The 21,329-nt window shown below is 68.3% G+C and carries 21 protein-coding genes and 1 pseudogene; 8 read left to right on the forward strand and 14 right to left on the reverse strand.

The genetic code is table 11. From position 1 onward, the window contains the following. Positions 1-3: 3 nt before the first annotated feature. The 3 genes from ACZYY4_RS17305 to ACZYY4_RS17315 form a co-directional block, all read right to left on the reverse strand. The gene (locus ACZYY4_RS17305; protein WP_463811226.1) at positions 4-867 is read right to left on the reverse strand and encodes a glycine betaine ABC transporter substrate-binding protein; all 864 of its coding nucleotides are present in this window, start codon (positions 865-867) and stop codon (positions 4-6) included. A gap of 7 nt (positions 868-874) precedes the next feature. Continuing rightward, a complete protein-coding gene (locus tag ACZYY4_RS17310; RefSeq protein ID WP_463811227.1) occupies positions 875-2,062 on the reverse strand; it encodes an NAD(P)-dependent malic enzyme in 1,188 nt (395 codons plus the stop codon). Between the two features lie 70 nt (positions 2,063-2,132). Beyond that, positions 2,133-3,122, reverse strand: a complete 990-nt coding sequence (locus tag ACZYY4_RS17315; RefSeq protein ID WP_463811228.1) for a malate dehydrogenase — start codon at positions 3,120-3,122, stop codon at positions 2,133-2,135. Positions 3,123-3,318: 196 nt separating this feature from the next. Between ACZYY4_RS17315 and corA the strand changes: the two are divergent. Continuing rightward, positions 3,319-4,326: pseudogene (corA, locus tag ACZYY4_RS17320) on the forward strand (magnesium/cobalt transporter CorA); the annotation flags it as partial. 4 nt (positions 4,327-4,330) lie between these two features. Here the strand turns inward: corA and ACZYY4_RS17325 are convergent. The 6 genes from ACZYY4_RS17325 to ACZYY4_RS17350 all read right to left on the reverse strand — a co-directional run bounded on the left by ACZYY4_RS17325 (position 4,331) and on the right by ACZYY4_RS17350 (position 9,835). Next, positions 4,331-4,939, reverse strand: coding sequence for a suppressor of fused domain protein (locus ACZYY4_RS17325; protein WP_463811229.1), 609 nt, complete (start codon positions 4,937-4,939; stop codon positions 4,331-4,333). 7 nt (positions 4,940-4,946) lie between these two features. Then, a complete protein-coding gene (locus tag ACZYY4_RS17330) occupies positions 4,947-6,092 on the reverse strand; it encodes an ABC transporter ATP-binding protein (RefSeq protein ID WP_463811230.1) in 1,146 nt (381 codons plus the stop codon). A 4-nt stretch (positions 6,093-6,096) separates the two neighbouring features. Further along, a complete protein-coding gene (locus ACZYY4_RS17335; protein WP_463811231.1) occupies positions 6,097-6,924 on the reverse strand; it encodes a carbohydrate ABC transporter permease in 828 nt (275 codons plus the stop codon). Continuing rightward, entirely contained in the window at positions 6,921-7,817 is an 897-nt protein-coding gene (locus ACZYY4_RS17340) for a carbohydrate ABC transporter permease (protein ID WP_463811232.1), read from the reverse strand. The genes ACZYY4_RS17335 and ACZYY4_RS17340 overlap by 4 nt, the downstream gene beginning before the upstream one ends. Then, a complete protein-coding gene (locus ACZYY4_RS17345; protein ID WP_463811233.1) occupies positions 7,814-9,232 on the reverse strand; it encodes an ABC transporter substrate-binding protein in 1,419 nt (472 codons plus the stop codon). The genes ACZYY4_RS17340 and ACZYY4_RS17345 overlap by 4 nt, the downstream gene beginning before the upstream one ends. 72 nt (positions 9,233-9,304) lie before the next feature. Further along, on the reverse strand, positions 9,305-9,835 hold the full coding sequence (locus tag ACZYY4_RS17350) for a YflT domain-containing protein (RefSeq protein WP_463811234.1): 531 nt from the start codon (positions 9,833-9,835) through the stop codon (positions 9,305-9,307). Between the two features lie 95 nt (positions 9,836-9,930). Here ACZYY4_RS17350 and ACZYY4_RS17355 point away from each other — a divergent pair, with 95 nt between their 5' ends. Continuing rightward, a complete protein-coding gene (locus ACZYY4_RS17355; protein WP_463811235.1) occupies positions 9,931-10,629 on the forward strand; it encodes a DUF4190 domain-containing protein in 699 nt (232 codons plus the stop codon). A 14-nt stretch (positions 10,630-10,643) separates the two neighbouring features. Here ACZYY4_RS17355 and ACZYY4_RS17360 read toward each other — a convergent pair whose 3' ends face one another. Then, positions 10,644-11,612 (reverse strand): HpcH/HpaI aldolase/citrate lyase family protein, encoded by a 969-nt coding sequence (locus ACZYY4_RS17360; RefSeq protein ID WP_463811236.1) that lies wholly within the window; start codon positions 11,610-11,612, stop codon positions 10,644-10,646. Positions 11,613-11,636: 24 nt separating this feature from the next. On the opposite strand from ACZYY4_RS17360, the gene ACZYY4_RS17365 reads away from it, so the two are divergent. From ACZYY4_RS17365 to ACZYY4_RS17380, 4 genes are all read left to right on the forward strand, one after another. Beyond that, positions 11,637-12,935, forward strand: coding sequence for a magnesium transporter MgtE N-terminal domain-containing protein (locus ACZYY4_RS17365; RefSeq protein WP_463811237.1), 1,299 nt, complete (start codon positions 11,637-11,639; stop codon positions 12,933-12,935). Continuing rightward, positions 12,932-13,453, forward strand: a complete 522-nt coding sequence (locus tag ACZYY4_RS17370) for a DUF1003 domain-containing protein (RefSeq protein WP_463811238.1) — start codon at positions 12,932-12,934, stop codon at positions 13,451-13,453. Before ACZYY4_RS17365 ends, ACZYY4_RS17370 begins: the two co-directional genes overlap by 4 nt. A gap of 117 nt (positions 13,454-13,570) precedes the next feature. Further along, on the forward strand, positions 13,571-14,941 hold the full coding sequence (locus tag ACZYY4_RS17375; RefSeq protein WP_463811239.1) for a lytic transglycosylase domain-containing protein: 1,371 nt from the start codon (positions 13,571-13,573) through the stop codon (positions 14,939-14,941). A gap of 49 nt (positions 14,942-14,990) precedes the next feature. Next, positions 14,991-16,145, forward strand: coding sequence for an Mrp/NBP35 family ATP-binding protein (locus tag ACZYY4_RS17380; RefSeq protein ID WP_463811240.1), 1,155 nt, complete (start codon positions 14,991-14,993; stop codon positions 16,143-16,145). A gap of 9 nt (positions 16,146-16,154) precedes the next feature. Here the strand turns inward: ACZYY4_RS17380 and tatB are convergent, their stop codons facing one another. From tatB to sigE, 4 genes are all read right to left on the reverse strand, one after another. Further along, entirely contained in the window at positions 16,155-16,541 is a 387-nt protein-coding gene (tatB, locus tag ACZYY4_RS17385) for a Sec-independent protein translocase protein TatB (RefSeq protein ID WP_463811241.1), read from the reverse strand. Positions 16,542-16,552: 11 nt separating this feature from the next. Then, positions 16,553-18,052 carry a serine protease HtrA gene (htrA, locus tag ACZYY4_RS17390; protein ID WP_463811242.1) on the reverse strand — a complete coding sequence of 500 codons (1,500 nt, stop codon included), beginning with the start codon at positions 18,050-18,052 and terminating at the stop codon, positions 16,553-16,555. An 82-nt stretch (positions 18,053-18,134) separates the two neighbouring features. Beyond that, positions 18,135-18,530: an anti-sigma E factor RseA gene (rseA, locus tag ACZYY4_RS17395; RefSeq protein WP_463811243.1), complete on the reverse strand. Its 396-nt coding sequence runs from the start codon at positions 18,528-18,530 to the stop codon at positions 18,135-18,137. Between the two features lie 133 nt (positions 18,531-18,663). Next, positions 18,664-19,455: an RNA polymerase sigma factor SigE gene (gene sigE / locus ACZYY4_RS17400; RefSeq protein ID WP_463811368.1), complete on the reverse strand. Its 792-nt coding sequence runs from the start codon at positions 19,453-19,455 to the stop codon at positions 18,664-18,666. A 192-nt stretch (positions 19,456-19,647) separates the two neighbouring features. On the opposite strand from sigE, the gene ACZYY4_RS17405 reads away from it, so the two are divergent. Together ACZYY4_RS17405 and ACZYY4_RS17410 are read left to right on the forward strand one after the other, a co-directional pair. Continuing rightward, the gene (locus ACZYY4_RS17405) at positions 19,648-20,316 is read left to right on the forward strand and encodes an O-methyltransferase (RefSeq protein ID WP_463811244.1); all 669 of its coding nucleotides are present in this window, start codon (positions 19,648-19,650) and stop codon (positions 20,314-20,316) included. Positions 20,317-20,496: 180 nt separating this feature from the next. Further along, on the forward strand, positions 20,497-21,318 hold the full coding sequence (locus tag ACZYY4_RS17410) for a class I SAM-dependent methyltransferase (RefSeq protein WP_463811245.1): 822 nt from the start codon (positions 20,497-20,499) through the stop codon (positions 21,316-21,318). Positions 21,319-21,329: the final 11 nt, after the last annotated feature.

Raw genomic sequence — 21,329 nt, forward strand, 5'->3', positions numbered from 1 at the left:
GGGCTACCGCCCGAGCGGGTGCTCTTCCAAGAAGGCATCCACGACCGTCTGCGGAGCGGCTCCGTCGGCCACCCGGCGACGCATGTCGATCAGGGCAGCGGTGTCCAGCACACCGGCCACCTGGTTGATCGCCAGCAGTTGAGGTTCGGTCAGCGCATTGCGCTGATACAGCGGCACCACATTCTCCGCGCGCACCAGTGCCGGGTGGGCGTCGGTGAGCAGCACGGCGTCGCCGGCGTCATCGGGCACCGACGGATCGGCGGTGCTGGACCACGCGGCTGTGATCTGACGGCTACGCAACGCGGCGAACAATGCTGCGCCATCAGGGAATTCGCGCAGCTTGGGCAATGTGCACCGGCCCACCGCAGCGGGTGGCCGCGCACCCGCAACCGCGCCGACAACCAACCCCGCGCAGTGCCGTACCAGCGTGCGCAGGTCGGTGCCTTCCCACGAAGTCGCGGTTGCTTTCGTCACAACCAGGGCGGGCTTGTCGCCGGCGCTCATGGCATAGTCGCCGACCGCGATGCCCTCCGGCAGCGCGCCCGCCAATGCCCAGTAGACCTGCCGGTCGGAGCGCGCCACCGAGTCGGGGGCGAACACTGCCAGGAGCCGACCGGTGAAGCCGGGAACGACGGTGAGCTCTCCGGCATCCAGCCCGGCGATCGGATCGGCGACGGGTTCGATCCGCACCGCGGTGCCGGCGCCGCGCAAGGCGCTCGCGTACAGGTGCGCGAGAACCTGCGATTGCGGGTCCGATGAGGCTCCCACGCTCAGTGACGGCGGCGCCGGGTGATGGCAACCGGCGATCAGCAGGGCGACCCATCCGAGCGCCAGTCGGCGCAGGTGCTGTCTTACCGGGCGCGGCACCGTGTGCTCAGGACGTTGAGTCGGCGGCCGCCGCGACCGCCGCCGCAACGGCCGGCTCGACACGAGGGTCCAGCGGGCTGGGGACGACGCGGTCCGGTGCCAGATCGTCGGCGACGACGGAGTAGATCGCCTCGGCGGCAGCCAACTTCATCGCCTCGGTGATGCGGCGTGCGCCGGCATCCAGCGCGCCCCGGAAAATTCCGGGAAACGCCAACACGTTGTTGATCTGGTTCGGGAAATCGCTGCGGCCGGTCGCCACGATCGCCGCGTACTTGGCCGCCAGATCCGGGTGGATCTCCGGGTCGGGGTTGGACAGCGCGAACACCACCCCGCCCGGGTTCATGGACGCGATCAGCTCCTCCGGGACCACTCCACCGGAGGCACCCAGAAATACGTCGGCGCCGGCCAGTGCCTCGGCCAGGCCGCCGGTAAGGCCACGAGGATTGGTCCGCTGCGCCAGCTCGACCTTGACTTCGTTCATGTCGGTGCGTCCCTGATGCAGGACGCCCTGCGAATCCAGCACCACCATCTCCGAGATGTCTTTGGACAGAAGGATATTCGCGCAGGCCACGCCCGCGGCGCCGGCACCGGAAACCACCACCCGCAGCGACGCGATGTCGCGGTCGAGCACCTTGGCCGCGCCCAGCAGGGCCGCCAACGCCACGATCGCGGTGCCGTGCTGGTCATCGTGCATCACCGGGCAGTCCAGCGCCTCGATCACCCGCCGCTCGATCTCGAAGCACCGCGGGGCCGAGATGTCCTCCAGGTTGACCGCCCCGAACGACGGACGCAGCCGCACCAGGGTCTCCACGATCTCGTCGGGATCCTTGGTGGCCAACACAATCGGAATGGAGTCCAGGCCGGCGAAGGTCTTGAACAGCGCCGCTTTGCCCTCCATCACCGGCAGCGACGCCGCCGGACCGAGGTCACCCAGCCCGAGTACCGACGTACCGTCACTGACCACCGCCACCAGCCGGTGTGCCCAGGTGTAGCGGGCCGCCAGCGTGTGGTCCGCCGCGATGGCGCGACTGACCTGAGCCACGCCGGGCGTGTAGGCGATCGACAGCGCGCGTTGGCTGTCCAACGGCGATTTCAGGTCGACGGAGATCTTTCCACCCATGTGGGCTTCGAAGATCTCTTCGTCTCCGATGACAATCGGCGAGTTATTCACCGCGTTCGCAAGGTTCTCGGGCATCGATAGTCCAGGGTACTGCGCTGGTTCATCTCGACCGGCAACGGCCAGCGCCGGTGGGCGCCGGCCGTGCTCAGATCAAGCCCAGCCCGGTGACCGCCTCGCGCTCCTCGGCCAGCTCAGCGGTCGAAGCGTCGATCCGGCCGCGGGAGAAGTCGTCGATCTCCAGACCCTGCACGATGCTCCAGTCGCCACCGGAGGTGGTGACCGGGAACGACGAGATCAGGCCCTCGGGCACCCCGTAGGAGCCGTCGGAGACCACAGCCATCGACACCCAGTTCCCGTCCGGGCTGCCCAGCAGCCAGTCCCGGGCGGCATCGACGGTCGCGGAAGCTGCCGAGGCGGCCGACGAGGCGCCGCGCGCGTCGATGATCGCCGCGCCACGCTTGGCGACGGTGGGGATGAAGTCCTTCTCGATCCAGGCCTGGTCCCCGACCACCTCGGCGGCGTTACGCCCGCCGACCTCGGCGTGGAAGATGTCGGGGTACTGGCTCGCGGAGTGGTTGCCCCAGATCGTCATCTTCTTGACGTCGGTGACCTTGGCGCCGGTCTTGGCGGCCAGCTGCGAGATCGCCCGGTTGTGGTCCAGGCGGGTCAGCGCGGAGAACCGCTCCTTGGGGATGTCGGGGGCGTTGGTCATCGCGATCAGCGCGTTGGTGTTGGCCGGGTTGCCGGTAACACCCACCCGGACATCGGAGGCCGCAACCGCGTTGAGAGCCTTGCCCTGGGCGGTGAAGATCGCGCCGTTGGCCTCGAGCAGGTCGCTGCGCTCCATGCCCGGCCCACGCGGGCGGGCGCCGACCAGCAGCGCCAGGTTGACGCCGTCGAAGATCTTGTTCGCATCCGAGCCGATCTGCACGCCCGACAGCAGCGGGAATGCGCAGTCGTCGAGCTCCATCACCACGCCCTCAAGCGCCTTGAGCGCGGGCTCGATCTCGAGCAGCCGCAGTTCGATCGGCCGGTCGGGGCCCAGCAGCGAGCCACTGGCCAGACGGAATAGCAGGCTGTAGCCGATCTGGCCGGCGGCGCCGGTGACGGCCACCTTGAGCGGGGTTTTGCTCACGTCAAGTGCTCCTCGAACGGGTTCGGCTTGGTCTGGATTGGTCCGGGTCGAAACTAGCGCACCCCCGCCTGCGCCGAAACTCCGGACCCGGGCCGAACCGCGCTGACCGGTCAGTTTGGGGGCGGGCGCGTAGCATTTGACCGGCACATGCGTCGGGAGGGAGGCCACCATGACGGCATTGCGCGACTCGGCTCCCCGGGTGCTGGTCGACTGCGGCGTCTACGCCGACGGCGACCGGGTTGCCGGGGAGTTCACCCCCGCCGGCGCGATGGCCAAGGTGCGCGAGATCGAGGCGAACGGTCGCGAGGGGTTCGTCTGGGTCGGCCTGCACGAGCCCGATGAACGCCAGATGCAGGCCGTGGCCACGACCTTCGACCTGCACGAACTGTCCGTCGAGGACGCTGTGCACGCCCACCAGCGGCCCAAGCTGGAGCGTTACGACGAGACCGCTTTTCTGGTGCTCAAAACCGTCAACTACGTCCCGCACGAATCGGTGGTGCTGCCGCGGCAGATCGTCGAAACCGGCGAGATCATGATCTTCGTCGGCAAGAACTTCGTCGTGACCGTCCGCCACGGCGAACACAGCGGCCTCTCCGATGTCCGCAAGCGGATGGACGCCGACCCCGAGCACATGCGACTGGGCCCGTACGCGGTGATGCATGCCATCGCCGACTATGTGGTCGACCGCTACGTCGAGGTGACCAACCTCATGGAAAGCGACATCGACACCATCGAGGAGGTGGCGTTCGCTCCGGGCACCCGCACCGACGTCGAGCCGATCTACCAGATCAAGCGCGAAGTCGTCGAACTGCGGCGCGCGGTCGCACCGCTGACCATCCCGTTTCAGCGGATGCAGACCGACTACAAGGACCTGATCTCCAAAGAGGTGCGGCGCTACCTGCGTGACGTCGCCGACCACCAGACCCGCGCCGCCGAGCAGATCGCCGGCTACGACGAGACGCTCAGCGCGCTGGTGCAGGCGGCACTCGCGCGGGTGGGCATGCAGCAGAACACCGACATGCGCAAGATGTCGGCCTGGGCCGGCATCATCGCCGTCCCCACCATGATCGCCGGCATCTACGGAATGAACTTCGACCACATGCCCGCACTGCACTGGACGTTCAGTTACCCGGTGGTGCTGGTGGCCATGGCCGGCGTCTGCTCGGTGCTCTACCGCGCATTTCGCCGCAACGGCTGGCTCTGAGCCGTTAGCGGGGCTGGGAGGCGCGGCGGTCCGGGTCGAAAACGTCCACCCCGTCGGTCCGCCACGCTTCCCGCATCGCGTCGGCACCCTTGAGTCGCACCCAGGCCGCCTCGGTCGCGGTGATCGGGGTGGCCGAGAAGAACCGCACCGGCTCGCGCGGTTGCGCCAGGGCCAATTCGGCGATGTGACTCTCGCCCAGCAGCACCGCGGTGAACGGCACCGCGCCCGACTGCCGGGTCCACAACGGCCCGCCGAGGTCCATCAGCGCGTCTGTCGCCAGCACCAGCCCCTCCACCGCCGGCGCGGCCGCCACCGCAGCGAGACTGCGGGCCAACCCGGCATCGGAGCCGGCATTCCGAAGGCGCAGAACGACTTCTGCGCGGGGCCCATGCACCGGGTCGGCCAAGATCTGGCCGGGATCCCCCATCGGATGCCGCGAACATCCCACCGAGACGTAATGCACCATCCGGTCGGGCCCGGGGCCGAACCGCAGCACTTCGATGGGCTCGACCCCCAGGAACGTCACGCGTGCGGTATCGGGTTCCGAGGTGATGCCCGCGGCGGCGAAGTGTGCTCGAAGGTGTTCGCGCACCTGGTCCAGGTCGTCGCTCACCGGCGGTTCACCGGCCGGCCGGCGCGACGCTGAGGTTTACCCCGGACTTGGCGTCGAACACCACCACTTTGCCGGGGTCCAGCGCCAGCTCGATCGGCTGCCCGCCAACCGCCTTCGACGCGGCGGGAACCCTTGCCACCAGCTCGGCTTCGGTTGGGGCGCCGGCCGATTCGTTCGGGGTGAAGTACAGGTACTTATCGGCGCCGAGAGATTCGACGAGATCGACGCGAGCCCCGAACGTGACAGCACTGCACCGCCCGGCGTCGTCGAGCAGCCCGGCGTCACCGAGATGCTCGGGGCGCACACCGATGACGACGTCGTTGCCGTGTGGCTCGGGGTGGCGACTGATCGCCTCGCGGACCTCCGCGGCCAGCGGGACCTCACCGAACGGCAGTCGCGCGCCGGTCGCGGTGAGCGTGCCGGCGAAGAAGTTCATCGCCGGTGAGCCGACGAAACCGGCGACGAACAGGTTGGCGGGCCGCTCGTAAAGCTCGTCGGGGGTGCCGATCTGCTGCGCGATCCCCCCGTGCATCACCACCACCCGGTCGCCGAGCGTCATCGCCTCGGTCTGGTCGTGCGTGACGTAGACGGTGGTGGTGCCCAGTCGCCGCTGCAGCCGGGCGATCTCGCTGCGCATCTGCACCCGCAGCTTGGCGTCCAGATTCGACAGCGGCTCATCCATCAGAAATGCCTTGGGTTGCCGCACGATCGCCCTTCCCATGGCGACCCGCTGACGCTGCCCGCCGGACAACTGCGACGGCTTGCGATCCAGAAAAGCTGACAGGTCGAGGATTTTGGCGACCTCCGCGACCTTCTCGGCGATCTGCGTCTTCTTCATCTTGGCCAGGGTCAACGGGAAGGCGATGTTCTGCCGCACCGTCATGTGCGGGTAGAGGGCGTAGGACTGGAAAACCATCGCGATGTCGCGGTCCTTGGGAGCCCGCTCGTTGACGCGTTCACCACCGATGCGCAGCTCCCCCGACGAGATCTCCTCCAGACCCGCGATCATGTTCAGCGTCGTGGATTTTCCGCAGCCCGACGGGCCCACCAGAATGATGAACTCGCCGTCGGCGATGGTCAGCGACAGATCTTTGACCGCCACGGCGCCGTCGGGGTAGCTCTTGCTGATGTGGAGGAGTTCGATCTCTGCCATCCTGCTATCCCTTCACGGCACCGGAGGTCAGCCCCGCGACGATCCGTCGCTGGAAGATTAGAACAAAGATGATGATCGGCACCGTGATCACCATCGCGCCCGCGGCAATCGAGCCGGTCGGTTCCTCGAACTGCGAACTGCCGGTGAAGTTGGCGATCGCTACCGGCGCCGTGACCGAGGCTTTGGTCGCCGTCAGCGACAACGCAAGCAGCAGGTCGTTCCAGGCGAAGATGAAGACCAGGATCGCCGCGGTCACGATTCCGGGCGCCGCCAGCGGTGCGATCACTTTGCGGAACGCCTGACCGGGGCTGGCACCGTCCATCTTGGCGGCCTTCTCCAGGTCCCACGGAATCTCTTGGAAGAACGCCGAGAGCGTGTAGATCGCCAGCGGCAGCGCGAAGGTGATGTAGGGGATGATCAGCCCCGGCCAGGTGTCGAAGAGCCCGATTGTCCGCTCGATGTTGAAAATCGGTGTCACCAGCGATATCTGGGGGAACATCGCGATCAACAGCGCGGCCCCGACCAGCAGCCGCTTGCCGGGGAAGTCCAGTCGCGCCACAGCGTAGGCGGCCATCGCGCCGATCACCACCGCGATCACCGTGGTGATCAGCCCGATGCCCACCGAGTTGACCAGCGCCGAGCCGAAGACATCCCCGGCGAAGATACCGCGGTAGTTATCCAAGGTCACCGACGACGGAATCAGCTTGCCGTCCTTGACCGTTGACGTCGGCTTGAGCGACAGCGACAGGATCCACAGCACCGGAACCAGCGCGTAGACCACCACTGCCACGTCGATGATCAGCCACGCCACGCGTCGGCGAGGATCGGTCATTTCTGGTCCGATCCCGGCGCCGCGGCGCCGAACACCTTGACGAACACCCAAGCGATCAACGCCACGCAGACGAAGATCAGCACCGAGATCGCCGAACCCAGGCCGACGTTGAAGCCCTTGAACAGGTTGTCGTAGCCCAGGATCGACACCGAGCCGGTGTTGTTGGAGCCGTTGGTGAGGATGTAGATGTTGTCGAAGATGCGGAACGCGTCGAGTGTGCGGAACAACAAGGCCACCAGAATGGCCGGTTTCATCATCGGCAGGATGACTTTCACCAGTCGCCGCCAGGCGCCGGCGCCGTCGACCTGCGCCGCCTTGAGCAGGTCCTCGGGCACCAGGGCCAGCCCGGCCAGCAGCAGCAGCGCCATGAACGGCGTCGTCTTCCACACCTCGGCCAGCACCACGATGGCCAGGGACGGCAGTTGGTGGGTCAACGGCGCACTGCCGGCGGGCAACAGTCCGGCCAGGTAGCCGGTGCCCGGCGTCCAGGCGTAATACCAGCTGTAGGCGGCGGCCACGGTGACGATGCCGTAGGGCACCAGCACCGCGGTGCGCACCATGCCCTTGGCGAACAGAGTCCGGTGCATCACCAGGGCCAGTGCCAACCCCAGCACGAATTCGATCGCCACCGAGACCACGGTGATGCCCAGTGTCACCGCGAACGCGGTCCACCAGTAGGCGTCGGTCAGGGTGGTCTGGTAGTTGGCCAGGCCGACGAACGCGGTGTCGTCGGGGGTGGCCAGGTTGTAGCGCAGCAGGCTCAGCCAGATCGCGTAGCCGATCGGGTAGGCCGTCACCGTCAGCATCAGGATCACCGCCGGGGCGACGAGCGCCACCGCCAGCCGCCGCTGCGATCTGGCGTCATCGGCCCGGGAATCCCTGCGGGCGCTCACGGGATCAGCCCCTTGCCGTCGATGGCCTTGCGCACCTGCACGGTGAGCTCGTCGGCGGTGCGTTCTGGATCGATCGCGGTGATCGGCGCCAGCGTCGCCGAGATCCGGATCGACACCGCCTGATAGACCGGCGTCGCCGGGCGCACCGCCGCATTGGTGAGTTGATCGCGAATCAGGTTGTGGTGTGGGTACTTCTCCTGAAATTGCGGGTCGGAGTACAGCGAAGCGCGCACCGGGGGCAGACCGCCCTCGATCGCGACGTACTTCTGATTGGCCACATCGCGTAGACAGCGCACCGCTTCGAACGCCTCCGCACGATGCCGGGTGGTCCGGGCCACCGCCAGGTTCAGCCCGCCGAGGGTCACCTTGGCCGGATGATCCGGCGACACCGCGGGATAGGGCGCGAACCCGAGCACATTGCGGCTGGCGTCGTAGGCGATCCGGTACTGGGCGTCGCTGGGCGCGAACGAGCCGACATCGTTGATGCTGCCGGCCAGGTCCGAACGCCGGTCCAGGGGCAGGAACCCGACTCCGCCCTTGACCGCGTTCTCCAGCAGCGACGGCAACACGAACGGCCAGTTGACCTCCAGTGCCGCCTTGCCCTGCTCGAAAGCCAGCCGCGCGGTGCCCTCGTCGCTCTGGGTGATCGACGGGTCAGCACCCGGGGCGCTCGCAACCGCCTGCATGATCCGCAGCGCCGCGACGGTGGCGGCCCGATGCTCGGCCGTGTCGGTCAGGGTGACGGTCTTGCCGTCGTCGTCCAGCACCCGCCCCCCGGCGCTTGCCAGCAGCGTGTTGAACCACACCACCAGACCCTCATATTGCTTGGCTTGCACCCCGATCCAGCTCGGCTCGCCGGCGGCGTGCAATCGGGCCGCCTCGGCGACCATCTGATCCCAAGTCTGCGGCGCATTACCCATCAGATCCGGTCGGTACCAGAGCAATTGGGTGTTGGTGATGATCGGGGAGGCATAGAGTTGCTGTCGCCAGCGGGCGGTCGCGAGCGGGCCGGGCAAGGTGTCGTCGGCGGCATCGGCTTCGGCCTTCCCGGCCGGGTCGGCCGACAGCGGCAGCGCCCAGCCGGCCTCGGCGAACTCCGCGGTCCACACCACATCCAGGCCCATCACGTCCAGCGTGCGGTCGTTGCCGGTCAGCCGGCGGGCCAGTTGCAGGCGCTGATCATCAGCGGCTCGCGGCAGGCTGAACTGTTCAACCCGGTAGCGACCACCGGCCTGTTCGGTACAGCGCCGGGCGATGGCGCGGAACGTCGCGGTGTCGTTGGCCGGGGTGTACACGCTGATCACCAGGCCGTCACCGGTCTGCCCGGTCGCGCCGCAGGCCGATCCGGATGCGACGGTCAGTGCCGCCAGCGCAGCCGCGCCCAGCCGCCGCACGCGACCGCGCCGACTCGCCACGCCATCCGCCTCCCGTTGCCGTCCCGTGCCAGAACGGTAAGGCCGGGCGCCCGCGCTGTGCAACAACACCCGTCAGAGGGTCAGCTTCGCCAACAGATCCCGGCCCTGCTCGGCACTCTGCGGGTCACACAGCACGTCGTAGCGACCCGCGACCAATTGCATGGTCGAACTGAAATCCCTTGTGCCGCGGGCCATCGCGTACGGGACGGACGACGTGATCAAACCGAAGAACACCCCGGCGATCAGGCCCGTCACCAACGCCTGGGTCGGGTTGGCGCTGAAGATGCCCAGCACCAGACCGATGAACAAACCCAACCAGGCCCCGGTCAACACCCCGCCGCCGAGCACCTTGGGCCACGTGAGCCGACCGGTGACCCGTTCGACCTGCATCAAGTCGACACCGACGATCGTCACCTGGTGCACCGGGAACTGCTGATCGGACAGATAGTCCACCGCGCGCTGCGCTTCGGCGTAGGTGGGATAAGCCCCGATCGGCCAGCCTCTGGGCGGCGTGGGCAGCCGGGCCACGTCACGCCGGCCCGGAGCGGCCGCCGCCGCGCCGAGCGGATCGGGGGTCGGTCCGGACTGAAAAGGGCTGGTCATGGGGCTTCTCTCTCCTCGCTCCGACAAGGTACCCGGATGGCGGGCAGGCACGCCGTCACGCCTTGGGTCCCGGCGCATCCGCTAGGTTGAACAGCATGACAGCTCCCGGCGGCGATTCTGGCGAGAATCCACGAGCCAATGCCGATCAACCCTGGCCGGACGCGGGTGCACCCGGGCCCGAACAGGGCGGCTGGCCCTACCCGGCGGGCTTCGACAACTATCCTCCCTCGGCGCCCGGTTACCCGCCAGGCGGATTTCCGCCACCCCCACCGCCGAGCGGATTTCCCCCACCGACCGGCGGATTTCCGCCGCCCGGGGGATATCCGCCGCCCCAGCAGGCAGGCGGTTATCCGCCGTCCCAGCAAGGCGGTTATCCCCCGCCCCAGCAGGCAGGCGGTTATCCGCCGCCCCCTCCGCCCGGCGGGTATCCGCCGCCCGGCTACGGCGCACCGACCGACTACCCGGGCTTCGGCACACCACCCGGCTACCCGTCCGGCTACGGCACACCGCCCGGCTACCCACCGGCGGGCTACGGCACGCCCTATCCCGGGGGCTACTTCAATCCGGGCCAGCCGCAGAAGACCAACGTCGTGGCGATCAGCTCCCTGGTCGTCGCGCTGCTCGGCCTACTGTTCTGGCCGCTGGCGGTCGTCGGCGCGATATTGGGTGTCGTCGCGCTGAGCCAGATCAAGAGGACCGGTGAGGCCGGTCACGGGATCGCGGTGGCCGGCACCGCGGTCGGCGGCGCCGCAGTGGTTCTCTCATTCATCCTGGCGATGGTCGCCCTGCACTGACCCGGTGTTGATGCCTAGCTCGGCGGCTCGAACGGCGGTGCCGCACGGCGCATCCCGGCTGCTCGGCCTTTGCCGACCACCACCAATGCCATCTTGCGGCTGGCCTCGTCGAGCATCTCGTCGCCGAGCATCACCGCGCCACGAGCGCCGCCGGCCTGCGAGGTGTGCCAGGCGTAGGCCTCCAGGATCAGCTCGGCGTGGTCGTACTCGGCTTGCCGCGGACTGAAGATCTCATTGCCCGCCGCGATCTGGTCGGGGTGCAATACCCATTTGCCGTCATAACCCAGCGCAGCCGAACGCCCGGCCACCCGCCGGAACGCCTCGACGTCCCGAACCTTCAAGTAGGGCCCGTCGACGGCGGCGATCCCGTGAGCACGGGCGGCGACCAGGATCGTCATCAGCACGTGGTGGTAGGCGTCGCCCTCGGTGTATCCCTCCGGTTGCTCGCCGACCTCCAGGGTCCGGGTGTTGAGGCTGGCCATCAGGTCGGCCGGGCCGAGCACCAGCGCCTGCACCCGGGGCACCGCGGCGATGGCGTTGATGTTGGTCAGCCCGCGAGCGTCCTCGATCTGAGCATCGATGCCGATCTGCCCGACCGGCAGGCCGTGGACGGTCTCCAGCTGGGTCAACAGCAGGTCGAGGGCCTGGACATGGGACGCGTCGGACACCTTCGGCAGCACCACGACGTCGAGCACAGCGCCGGGAGCAGCGCCTACGGCCGAGACCACCTCGATCAGGTCGGCGTGGGTCCACGGCGTGGTCCAGTCGTTGACCCGCACGCCCAGCAGCGGCGCCGTCCAGTCCGGCGCCGTGAGTGCTTCGGCCACCCGGGCACGGGCCTGCTCCTTGGCGGCCGGGGCGACGGCGTCCTCCAAATCGAGGAAGATCTGGTCGGCGGGCAAGCCCTTGGCCTTGTCGATCATCTTCTGGCTGCTGCCCGGTACCGACAGACACGTACGGCGGGGGCGATATGCGTTGGTCACCTAAACACTCCTACCCTTTCAACCATGGCGTCGAGCAACAGGGTTTACGCAGCACGGCTCGCGCGGATGCTGGTGCTGGGCCCGTTCGGCGAATCCGTCGGGCGGGTCCGCGATGTCGTCGTCAGTCTCAGCATTGTGCGTCAACAGCCACGCGTCCTCGGACTCGTCGTCGAATTGCCCACTCGCAGACGTATTTTCGTACCGATTCTCCGAGTCGCGGCGATCGAACCCAACGCGGTCACCCTCAACACCGGAACCGTTTCGCTGCGCAAGTTCACCCAGCGGCCCGGTGAAGTGCTGGTGCTGGGGCAGGTGCTGGACACCAAGGTCCGGGTCACCGACCCCGAACTGCCCGAGCTTGCCGGCGTCGACGTGGCGATCACCGACCTGGCCATCGAGCAGAGCCGCACCCGCGACTGGCTGGTCACCCGGATCGCCGTGCGCCACTCCCGGCGGCTGGGACGGCGCGCCAGCGTGCACATCGTGGACTGGCGCACCGTGCAGGGACTGACACCGTCCGCGCTGGCCATGCCCGGCCAGGGTGTGGCCCAGTTGCTGCAACAATTCGAGGGCTGGCGGCCGATCGAGGTCGCCGACGCCCTCCGCGACCTGCCGCCCAAGCGGCGCTATGAGGTGATCCACGCGCTGGACAACGCGCGACTGGCCGACATCCTGCAGGAGTTGCCGGAGGAGCGTCAGGCCACGGTGCTGGGCCAGCTGGGCACCGAACGCGCGGCCGATGTTCTGGAGGAGATGGATCCAGACGACGCAGCCGACCTGCTGGGTGCGATGAACCCCAACGACGCGGAGCTGCTGCTGGCGCGGATGGACCCCGACGATTCCGACCCGGTGCGCCGCCTGCTGGAGCACTCCCCCGACACCGCCGGCGGGTTGATGACGTCCAATCCGGTGGTGCTGACCGCCGACACGTCGGTAGCCGAGGCACTGGCCCGGGTGCGCGACCCGGACCTGACCCCGGCGCTGTCATCGCTGGTATTCGTGACACGCCCCCCGACCGCCACCCCGACCGGCCGGTATCTGGGCTGCGTGCCGCTGCAGCGGCTGCTGCGGGTACCGCCGGCCGAACTCATCGGCGGGATCGTCGACTCCGACCTGCCTGCGCTGAACCCGGAAGTGTCGCTGGCCGAGCTGACCCGGTATTTCGCCGCCTACAATCTCGTTTGCGGCCCGGTGCTCGATGAACAGAATCACCTGCTGGGGGCGGTGACCGTCGACGACGTGCTGGATCACCTGCTGCCACATGATTGGCGCGAAACCCCCGAGCCGGACCTGGGGCCGAAACTCGCCGGGAGGCCAGTGTGACCGACCGCTCGCCGTTGCAGCGGCTCTCCACCCCCCGCACCTCGCGGATCCCCGGGCTGCGGATCGACCCCGACACCCTGGGCCAGCTCACCGAATCGGTGGCGCGGTTCTTCGGCACCGGGCGCTACCTGGCGATGCAGACCATTGCTGTGGTGGCCTGGATTGTGCTGAACGTCTACGCGGTCAGCCTGAAGTGGGATCCCTACCCGTTCATCCTGCTCAACCTGGCGTTCTCCACCCAGGCCGCCTACGCCGCGCCGCTGATCCTGCTGGCCCAAAGCCGCCAGGAGAACCGGGACCGGGTCAGCCTGGACGAGGACCGCCGCCGGGCCGCGCAGACCAAGGCCGACACCGAGTATCTGGCCCGGGAACTGGCCTCATTGCGGTTGGCGGTCGGTGAGGTCGCCACCCGCGACTACCTGCACCATGAACTCGAGCGGCTCCGGGAGCTGCTCGAAGACCTGCGGCCCGAGTCCAAACCCGCCGCTCCGGAGTCCGGACCCGGCCGGCCGGGCTGACCTGGTGACGGACGGCATAACCGACACCACCGGGACCGGTGTTGGGTATGGTGACCTAGTTCACGAAGCCCAGGCGGTTTCAGTACGGCTCTATCACGGCGGACAAAGGGCGGTCGAGTGCCTACAGGGGGCAGCGCAGCCGAGCACCTGTCCCGCGCGGCCAGATGGCGGCGGGCAGCGCGCGCTGCCCTGCGTCCGGCGTTCGGCCTGACCTTCATCACCCCGCTGGTGTTCGCCGGCGCCGTTGGCGCAACGCCCCGCTCACCGTCGACCTCGCTTCCCCTGCGCAATGCCGCGGTGACGCCGCTGGCGGCCGCTATAAACACCGCCTCCTCCGGTCACTCGTCGGGCCCCGCCGTCGTTGCGGTGCAGCGCCCGCAACCGAACCTGCACGTGGCCGCGGGCGCCCCGTCGGTGCAACCGGCTGCGGTCGTCTACGCGCCGGGCACGTTGGGGATTCCCAAAACGGCACTGGCGGCCTATCGCAACGCCGAACATCAGATGGCGACCGCCGCCCCGGGATGCGGGATCAGCTGGAATCTGCTGGCAGGAATCGGCCGCATCGAGTCGGCACACGCCAACGGTGGCGCCACCGATGTTCACGGCACCGTGCTGCAGCCGATCTACGGGCCGTCGCTGGACGGTTCGCTGCCCGGAAACGAAGTCATCGTACAAAGCAGTGCCCCCGGACGGGTTGTCTACGCCCGCGCGATGGGACCGATGCAGTTTCTGCCCGGAACCTGGTCGCATTATGCCGCCGACGGTGACGGTGACGGAAGAGCGGACCCGCAGAACGTCTACGACGCGACGCTCGCGGCAGCGCGATACCTGTGCAGCGGGGGGCTCAACCTGCGCGAGCAGACGCAGGTCATGACCGCGATCTTGCGTTACAACAACTCGATGGCCTATGCGGAGAACGTGATGGGCTGGGCGGCGGCCTACGCCACCGGGGTGGCGCCGGTGGATCTGCCACCGATCGTCGGCCCGGCACCGCCGATCGCGGACCTGCACCTGGAACACCTGGAACACCCGGAGGGCCTCGGGCCGGAGTCGTTCAGCATGCACGGCATGTCTCCGGTCCAGCAGACCGCCGGATCGTCCCTGATCGACCTGGGTCAGTCGGGCGCGGGTGGCCAATCGGGGAACCTGCCCTGGCCCACGCCCTGGATGAACAGCACCGAGCAGCAGCTGCCACGCCCCTCGGCGGCCTGCCGGATGATCTGCCTTGAGCCGCAGGCGGAGGCTACCCCCGCGGCACCGCCCTACGCCGTTCCACCGGCCACTGTCGGCGTCGCGCCGGCCCCGTTCGGTCCGCCGGAGGCGCCGCCCGTACCTCCGGCGCCGATGCCTGCCTACGCCGTCGCCCCGGCGCCGGCAGCGCCCGCAGACGAACCGCCCGCACTGCCGGCACAGGGCCCTGCGATCGCGGCTCCACCGGCACCCGCAGCCACGTCGCCGGAGGCGCCGCAAGCCGGACCACCGGCTTGACCAAGATCACTGTCGGAGGCGGTCGAGGACTGGCTTAGACTCGTCTTTGATGTCCAAGAATCAAGATGACACCGCAGCCCTGCACGACGCGATCTACGCCGCGCTGGGCACCGTGCTCGACCCCGACATCCAGCGTCCTCTCACCGAGCTGGGCATGGTCAAGAGCATCGAGATCGCTGACGACCACAGCGTGCACGTCACGATCTATCTGACGATCTCGGGCTGTCCGATGAAATCGGAGATCACCAACATGGTGATCAATGCGGTCAGCGACGTGCCCGGCACCGGACCGGTCAAGGTGACCCTGGACGTGTTCAGCGACGAGCAGCGCGCCGAGTTGCGCAAGCAGCTGCGCGGCGACGCCAAGGAACCTGTCATTCCGTTCGCCCAACCGGGATCGCTGACCAAGGTCTACGCGATCGCCTCGGGCAAGGGCGGGGTCGGCAAGTCCAGTGTGACGATCAACCTCGCAGTCGCGCTGGCCGAACGCGGCATGTCGGTCGGGGTGCTCGACGCCGACATCTACGGTCACTCGGTGCCGCGGATGATGGGCGTCACGGCGCTGCCCACCCAGGTCGATTCGATGATCATGCCGCCGATCGGATACGGCGTGAAGGTGATCTCGATCGCGATGTTCACCAAAGGCAACACGCCGGTGGTGTGGCGGGGCCCGATGCTGCACCGTGCGTTGCAGCAGTTCCTCGCCGATGTCTACTGGGGCGACCTGGATGTGCTGCTACTCGATCTGCCGCCGGGCACCGGTGACATCGCGATCTCGGTTGCCCAGTTGGTCCCCCCAGCCGAGATCTTGGTGGTGACCACCCCGCAGCAGGCGGCCGCGGAGGTGGCCGAGCGGGCCGGGGCGATCGCCCTGCAGACCCGCCAGCAGGTCGTCGGCGTGGTGGAGAACATGGCCGGGCTGGCGATGCCCGACGGATCCACCATGCACCTGTTCGGCGAGGGCGGCGGCGCGCGGGTCGCCGAGCGGCTGACCCGCGCAATGGGCCGAGATGTGCCGTTGCTGGGTCAGGTGCCGATCGACAGCGAGATGGTGACCGGCGGAGACTCGGGGTCCCCCGTGGTGCTCGCGCTGGACTCCGTCGCCGGCAAGGAGCTGCGTCGGATCGCCGACCAACTGGCCACCCGCGGACGCGGACTGGTCGGGATGTCGCTGGGCCTGGACACCGGCAACACACGACGCTGAGCCGGTGGGCTAAGTCGCGTCGGTGTCGAACGGGGCTGGCTCTCCCAGCGCCGGCTTGGGAGCCGCCGGTGACGGCACCACGGCGCGCGGATCCTCGGCCAATGCACCGACTGCGGTGAACAATGAATCGTCCCCGTCGAGCAGATGCTTGGTCAGGGCTGCTCGCGGCGTCATCCCGCGAAGCTTCTGCAATTCGCTGAGCGGCACACGCAGATCGTCGAACTCGGGGCCCATCTCGTCGCGCAGCTGATCGGTGGCACTGGTGACGTACTCGCGGGCCTGACGCAACGCGCCCGCAGTCCATCGGATCGCTCCCGGCAGCCGCTCCGGGCCCAGGATCACCAACCCGATCGCCACCAGGACCAGCATCTCCCCCCAGCCGACATTGGCAAACATCAGCCGAGCATTTACCCGTCGCCGGTGGGGGTCACGGTCAGCGTGACATGGCGTCCGTCGCGGACCACCTCGACAGGCGCTTCCTTCCCGATTTCCAACAGGCGCACCGCCACGACGAACTCGTCTGCGGTGGCGACGGTGCGGTCACCGATCTTGACCACCACGTCGTTCTCCAGGATGCCGCCCTTCTCCGCGGGGCTGCCCACCTTGACGTTAGCGATCTGCGCGCCGGAGGCGATGGCATTGCTGACCGACCGGGCGCTCACCCCCAGCGAGGGGTGCACGATCTTGCCATCCTTGATCAGCGCGTCGGCCACCATCTTCATCTCATTGACCGGAATCGCGAAACCCAGCCCACTGGCACTGTCGGACAAGGACTTTCCGGCGGTGTTGATCCCGACGACCTGCGAATCCATGTCGATCAGCGGACCCCCGGAGTTGCCGTGGTTGATCGAGGCGTCGGTCTGAACCGCGTCGATGACGGTGTCGGTGTCGGAGTCCTCGCCCGACAGCGGCACCGGCCGGTGCACCGCGCTGATGATGCCGTGGGTGACGGTACTGCGCAGCCCCAGCGGGGCTCCGGCCGCGATCACCTCGTCGCCGACCCGCACCTTGTCGGAGTCGCCGAGGCGGGCCACGCTCAGGTTGTCGACGTTGTCGACCTTGAGCACGGCCAGGTCGGTCTTCGGGTCGCGTCCCACCAGGTTGGCCAGCACCTCTTTGCCGTCGTTGAACACCACCGTGGTCTTGAACTTGCTGGGGTTGTTGGCCGCTTCGGAGATGACGTGGTTGTTGGTGACGATGTAGCCCTTGCCGTCGATGACGACGCCGGAACCCTGCATGCCCTGGTCGTCGCTGACGGACTCGATGGTCACCACCGAATTGGCGACCGCGTCGGCGACCTTGGCGAACCGCCCGGCCGGCTCCTCGTCGTTGCCCTTGGTGGACAGTGTCACCTTCGAGGTGGTGAACGCCTCGACGACCTGCGCGGTGGTGCGCCCGACCCAACCGCCGAGCATGCCGATCGCCAGCGCGATCGCGGCCAGCATGCCCAGTGCGCGGTAGGAGACGCGGTCACCGAACAGCACGTCGCGCACCCCGAGGCGACCGCCCACTTCGCCGGGCACCCGCGGCCGTGGCGGAACCACGGCGGGCGCACCCAGTGCGGCGCCCGCGGCGGGGTCACGCCACGGGTCGTCGGTCTCGGTGAACTCGTCCGGCTTGCCGTTGCGGCCCATCGCACCGGCATCGGCGGGATGGCGTTGCAGCGAAGTGCCGGCGCCGAAGGGACGGCTGAACGCCTCCTTGAGCACCGGGTCGGGCGGCAGGTCACGTGGGGTGTACGCACCCTGATCACGGTATTTCTTGGGCCGCACATCGGCCGGTGTGAACGATCCGGGCACCCCGTCGGGACGGCCGAAGGCCTTCTTGGACGCGCTGTCCACGGGGGGCCGGTAGACGGGCCGCGGCGCCAGGCGGTTACCGCCGGCGTTCTCGTTATTGGAGCTCACCTATTCCTCTTCCGGTCCCGCGTCGGCTTCGAGGCGCCGCAAGCGAAGCGCTACGGGGCGCTGGCGCCGCATCGCACCCACCTTACCGACGTTTGCGGCGGTCTTGCGGCTTGCCGTCGGCGAACCGGGCGGTTGGCTCGTCGGGAGGGCACTCGGCGGGACAATCGGGGATCTGGGCCAGCAGGCCGAGCAGCGCGGACGGAATCCGGATCGGATGCGAGTCCCGCAGCGCCGACCGGGCCCGGCCCTGATACTCCACTTCGGCCGCACAGTCGGCGCAGAGCGACAAGTGGTGGGCGGCGCGCAGGTGCGCGTTCATCCGCAACTCGCCGTCGACGTAGGCGGCGACCGCTTCACTGCACAGGTGCTCGGTGGAGCCGAACTGGCGCGGGGCACCGACTGGCGCGTCACTCTGCGAGGCGAACTGCGAAGGAAGCCAAGAGAATGCGCGACGGAAGACACCTCCCCGGTCCGTCACCACCGGACTCCTTCCGTCACACCGGCCTTAGCCCTGGCGCTTACACCGAACTACGCCCCATAAGATTCGTCCTTATAAGAATGTAGCGCGATATTGCGCGCCAACGCGGCAACCCGGGTGTCTGCGGCCAGCCTCAGCCGGCCGCGACACCGCCGAACGCTGCACCGTCGCGCTGGCCGGGACGGTCGGCGAGGTACTCACGCAACGCCTGGCGACCTCGGTGGATGCGGCTGCGCACGGTGCCCAGCTTGACCCCGAGAGTGGCGCCGACCTCCTCGTACGACAGGCCTTCGATGTCGCACAGCACGACGGCCGCCCGGAACTCCGGTGCCAGCGAGTCCAGCGCCGCCTGCAGGTCGGGATCCAGCCGCGCATCGTGGTAGATCTGCTCCGGGTCCGGCTCGTCGGCCGGCACCCGGTCGTAATCCTCCGGCAGCGCCTCCATCCGGACCCGGCCACGCTTGCGCACCATGTCCAGGAACAGGTTGGTGGTGATCCGGTGCAGCCAACCCTCGAAAGTCCCGGGTTGGTAGTTGTGCACCGAGCGGAACACCCGGATGAAGGTCTCCTGGGTCAGATCCTCGGCGTCCTGCTGGCTGCCGGACAGACGGTAGGCCAGCCGGTACACCCGGTCGGCATGCTGGCGCACCAGTTCGTCCCAGGACGGCATGGCCGCCACGTCCCCGGTGGCGTCGAACACCGCGGTGCCCTGCGGCTCCTCGGACGGCTCGGTCCAGTCGGTGTCGGAGTATCGGTCCGAGTGGGTGGTCGGATGCGACATGGCGACCGGGGGCAGCAACGTGGTTATGGCGACGTCCTCCGCATCAGGGCCGCCGTCAGGCGACGACAGCGCGTTATCGCGATCAACGTGCGACGGGCCCCTCGTATTCCGAGCGTCTCGAGGCCGGTTCCTACCTCGTTCCATGCCGATACCGTTGCGTACCGCGGTGTGTCGGCTCTGTGTTGGCACTGAACGCCGACTGTGAACTTGTGTTCGAATGCGCTGCACGGTGCGCCTACGGCTCCAGGTAACGGTTCGGACACGGACCTCGTCCCGGGCGTGTCGGGCGGGCGAGCCTGCGTACGCTCGCCCGCGACTTTGTCCTACGCTGCGCACATGGCCAGCACCGACGACACTTCCCGGCCGCAGCCGCCGCACAGCCGGGCCGATGCCCTTTTGGCGCACGCCGAGGGCTCGATGTCCGAGGACGCGGTCCTGGCGGCCGCCCGCGACCGGGCCGGCGAGATCGGCGTCGGGTCGATCAGCGCAGCGGTGGGCGCGTTGTTGAGTCTGCTGACCAAGCTGAGCGGCGGCAAGGCGGTGGTCGAGGTCGGCACCGGGGCCGGCGTCAGCGGACTATGGCTGCTGTCGGGTATGGGCGAAGACGGTGTCCTGACCACGATCGACATCGAGCCCGAACACCAGCGCACCGCCAAGCAAGCATTCGGTGACGCCGGCATCGGGCCGTCGCGAACCCGGTTCATCAGCGGCCGCGCCCAGGAGGTGCTGACCCGTCTCGCCGACGAGTCCTACGACCTGGTCTTCGTCGACGCCGACCCAATCGACCAGCCCGAATACGTGCTGGAGGCCGTCCGGTTGCTGCGGCCCGGCGGTGTGGTGGTGGTCCACCGGGCGGCCCTGGGTGGCCGGGCCGGAGACCCGGCGGCCAACGACGCCGAGGTGATCGCGGTGCGCGAAGCGGCGCGGTTGATCGCCGAGGACGAGCGGCTGACCCCGGCACTGATCCCACTGGGCGACGGACTACTGGCCGCCGTCCGAGACTGACCCCGCCCCCTCGCGAGGGCGCGCGTCCCCGGTGGACACGCCGACCGATCTTCCGGATTTACGCACGTTCACCGCAGATGCTTGACGCTCGACTGAACGCGTGTTTAGCATATTGAACATGCGTTCAGTCGATGTGACCACCCCTGCCCACAACCGCGACAAGAACGGATGAGTGACCACATGGCAATGGCCCTTCCGGTTTTCTCGCCGCTGCAGGCAAGCCTGTGGTTGACGCTGTGCGGCCGAGCGCTCGACAACTGCTTGCCCCACCCCATCCTGGGCGACAGGACCGCCGACGAGGTGGTCCGGAGCGTCGATTACGACTACAAGAAGCTCGGAATCCCCAGGAGCAGCGCGATCTACATCGCACATCGGGCCAAGGTATTGGACGAAATCGCCCGACAATTCATCGCTTGCCACCCCGACGCGGTCGCCCTGGACCTCGGTGCCGGTTTGGACAGTCGGGCGCTTCGGGTCATCCCGCCGGCCACCGCGAACTGGTATGACATCGATTTTCCGGAGGTCATCCACGCCCGGCGGCAACTACTGCCCGATCGTGCCACGCCCCACGGGGTCGGCGCCGACCTGACTGACCCCTCCTGGCTGGAGGCCCTGCCTACCGACCGGCCCGTCGTGGCGGTTGCCGACGGGCTGATCGCGTTTCTCTCCGAACAGGAGATGATCTCCCTGGTGAGCCGGATCATCGGCCACTTTCCCAGCGGGGAGATCGCCTTCAACGGCTACAGCAAGTTCGCGGTCTGGGCCCAAAAGCGCTTTCCCGTCGCCGAATCCATCCGCGGTGTGGTCAAGTTCCCCGGTTTCGACGACCCGCGCTACCCGGAATCCTGGCACCCCAAGCTGAAACTGCTCGACGAGATCCTGTGCACGCGCCAGCCTGAAGTCGCCCAGTTCCCGCTGGGCCTTCGTCTGATCAACCAGCTGTCCGCCCACAGCACCACGGTGTCGCGGAGGGGAAACGTGGTCCTCCGCTACCACTTCTAGAGGCCGTCCGA

The organism is Mycobacterium sp. IDUB_21 (assembly GCF_055419425.1).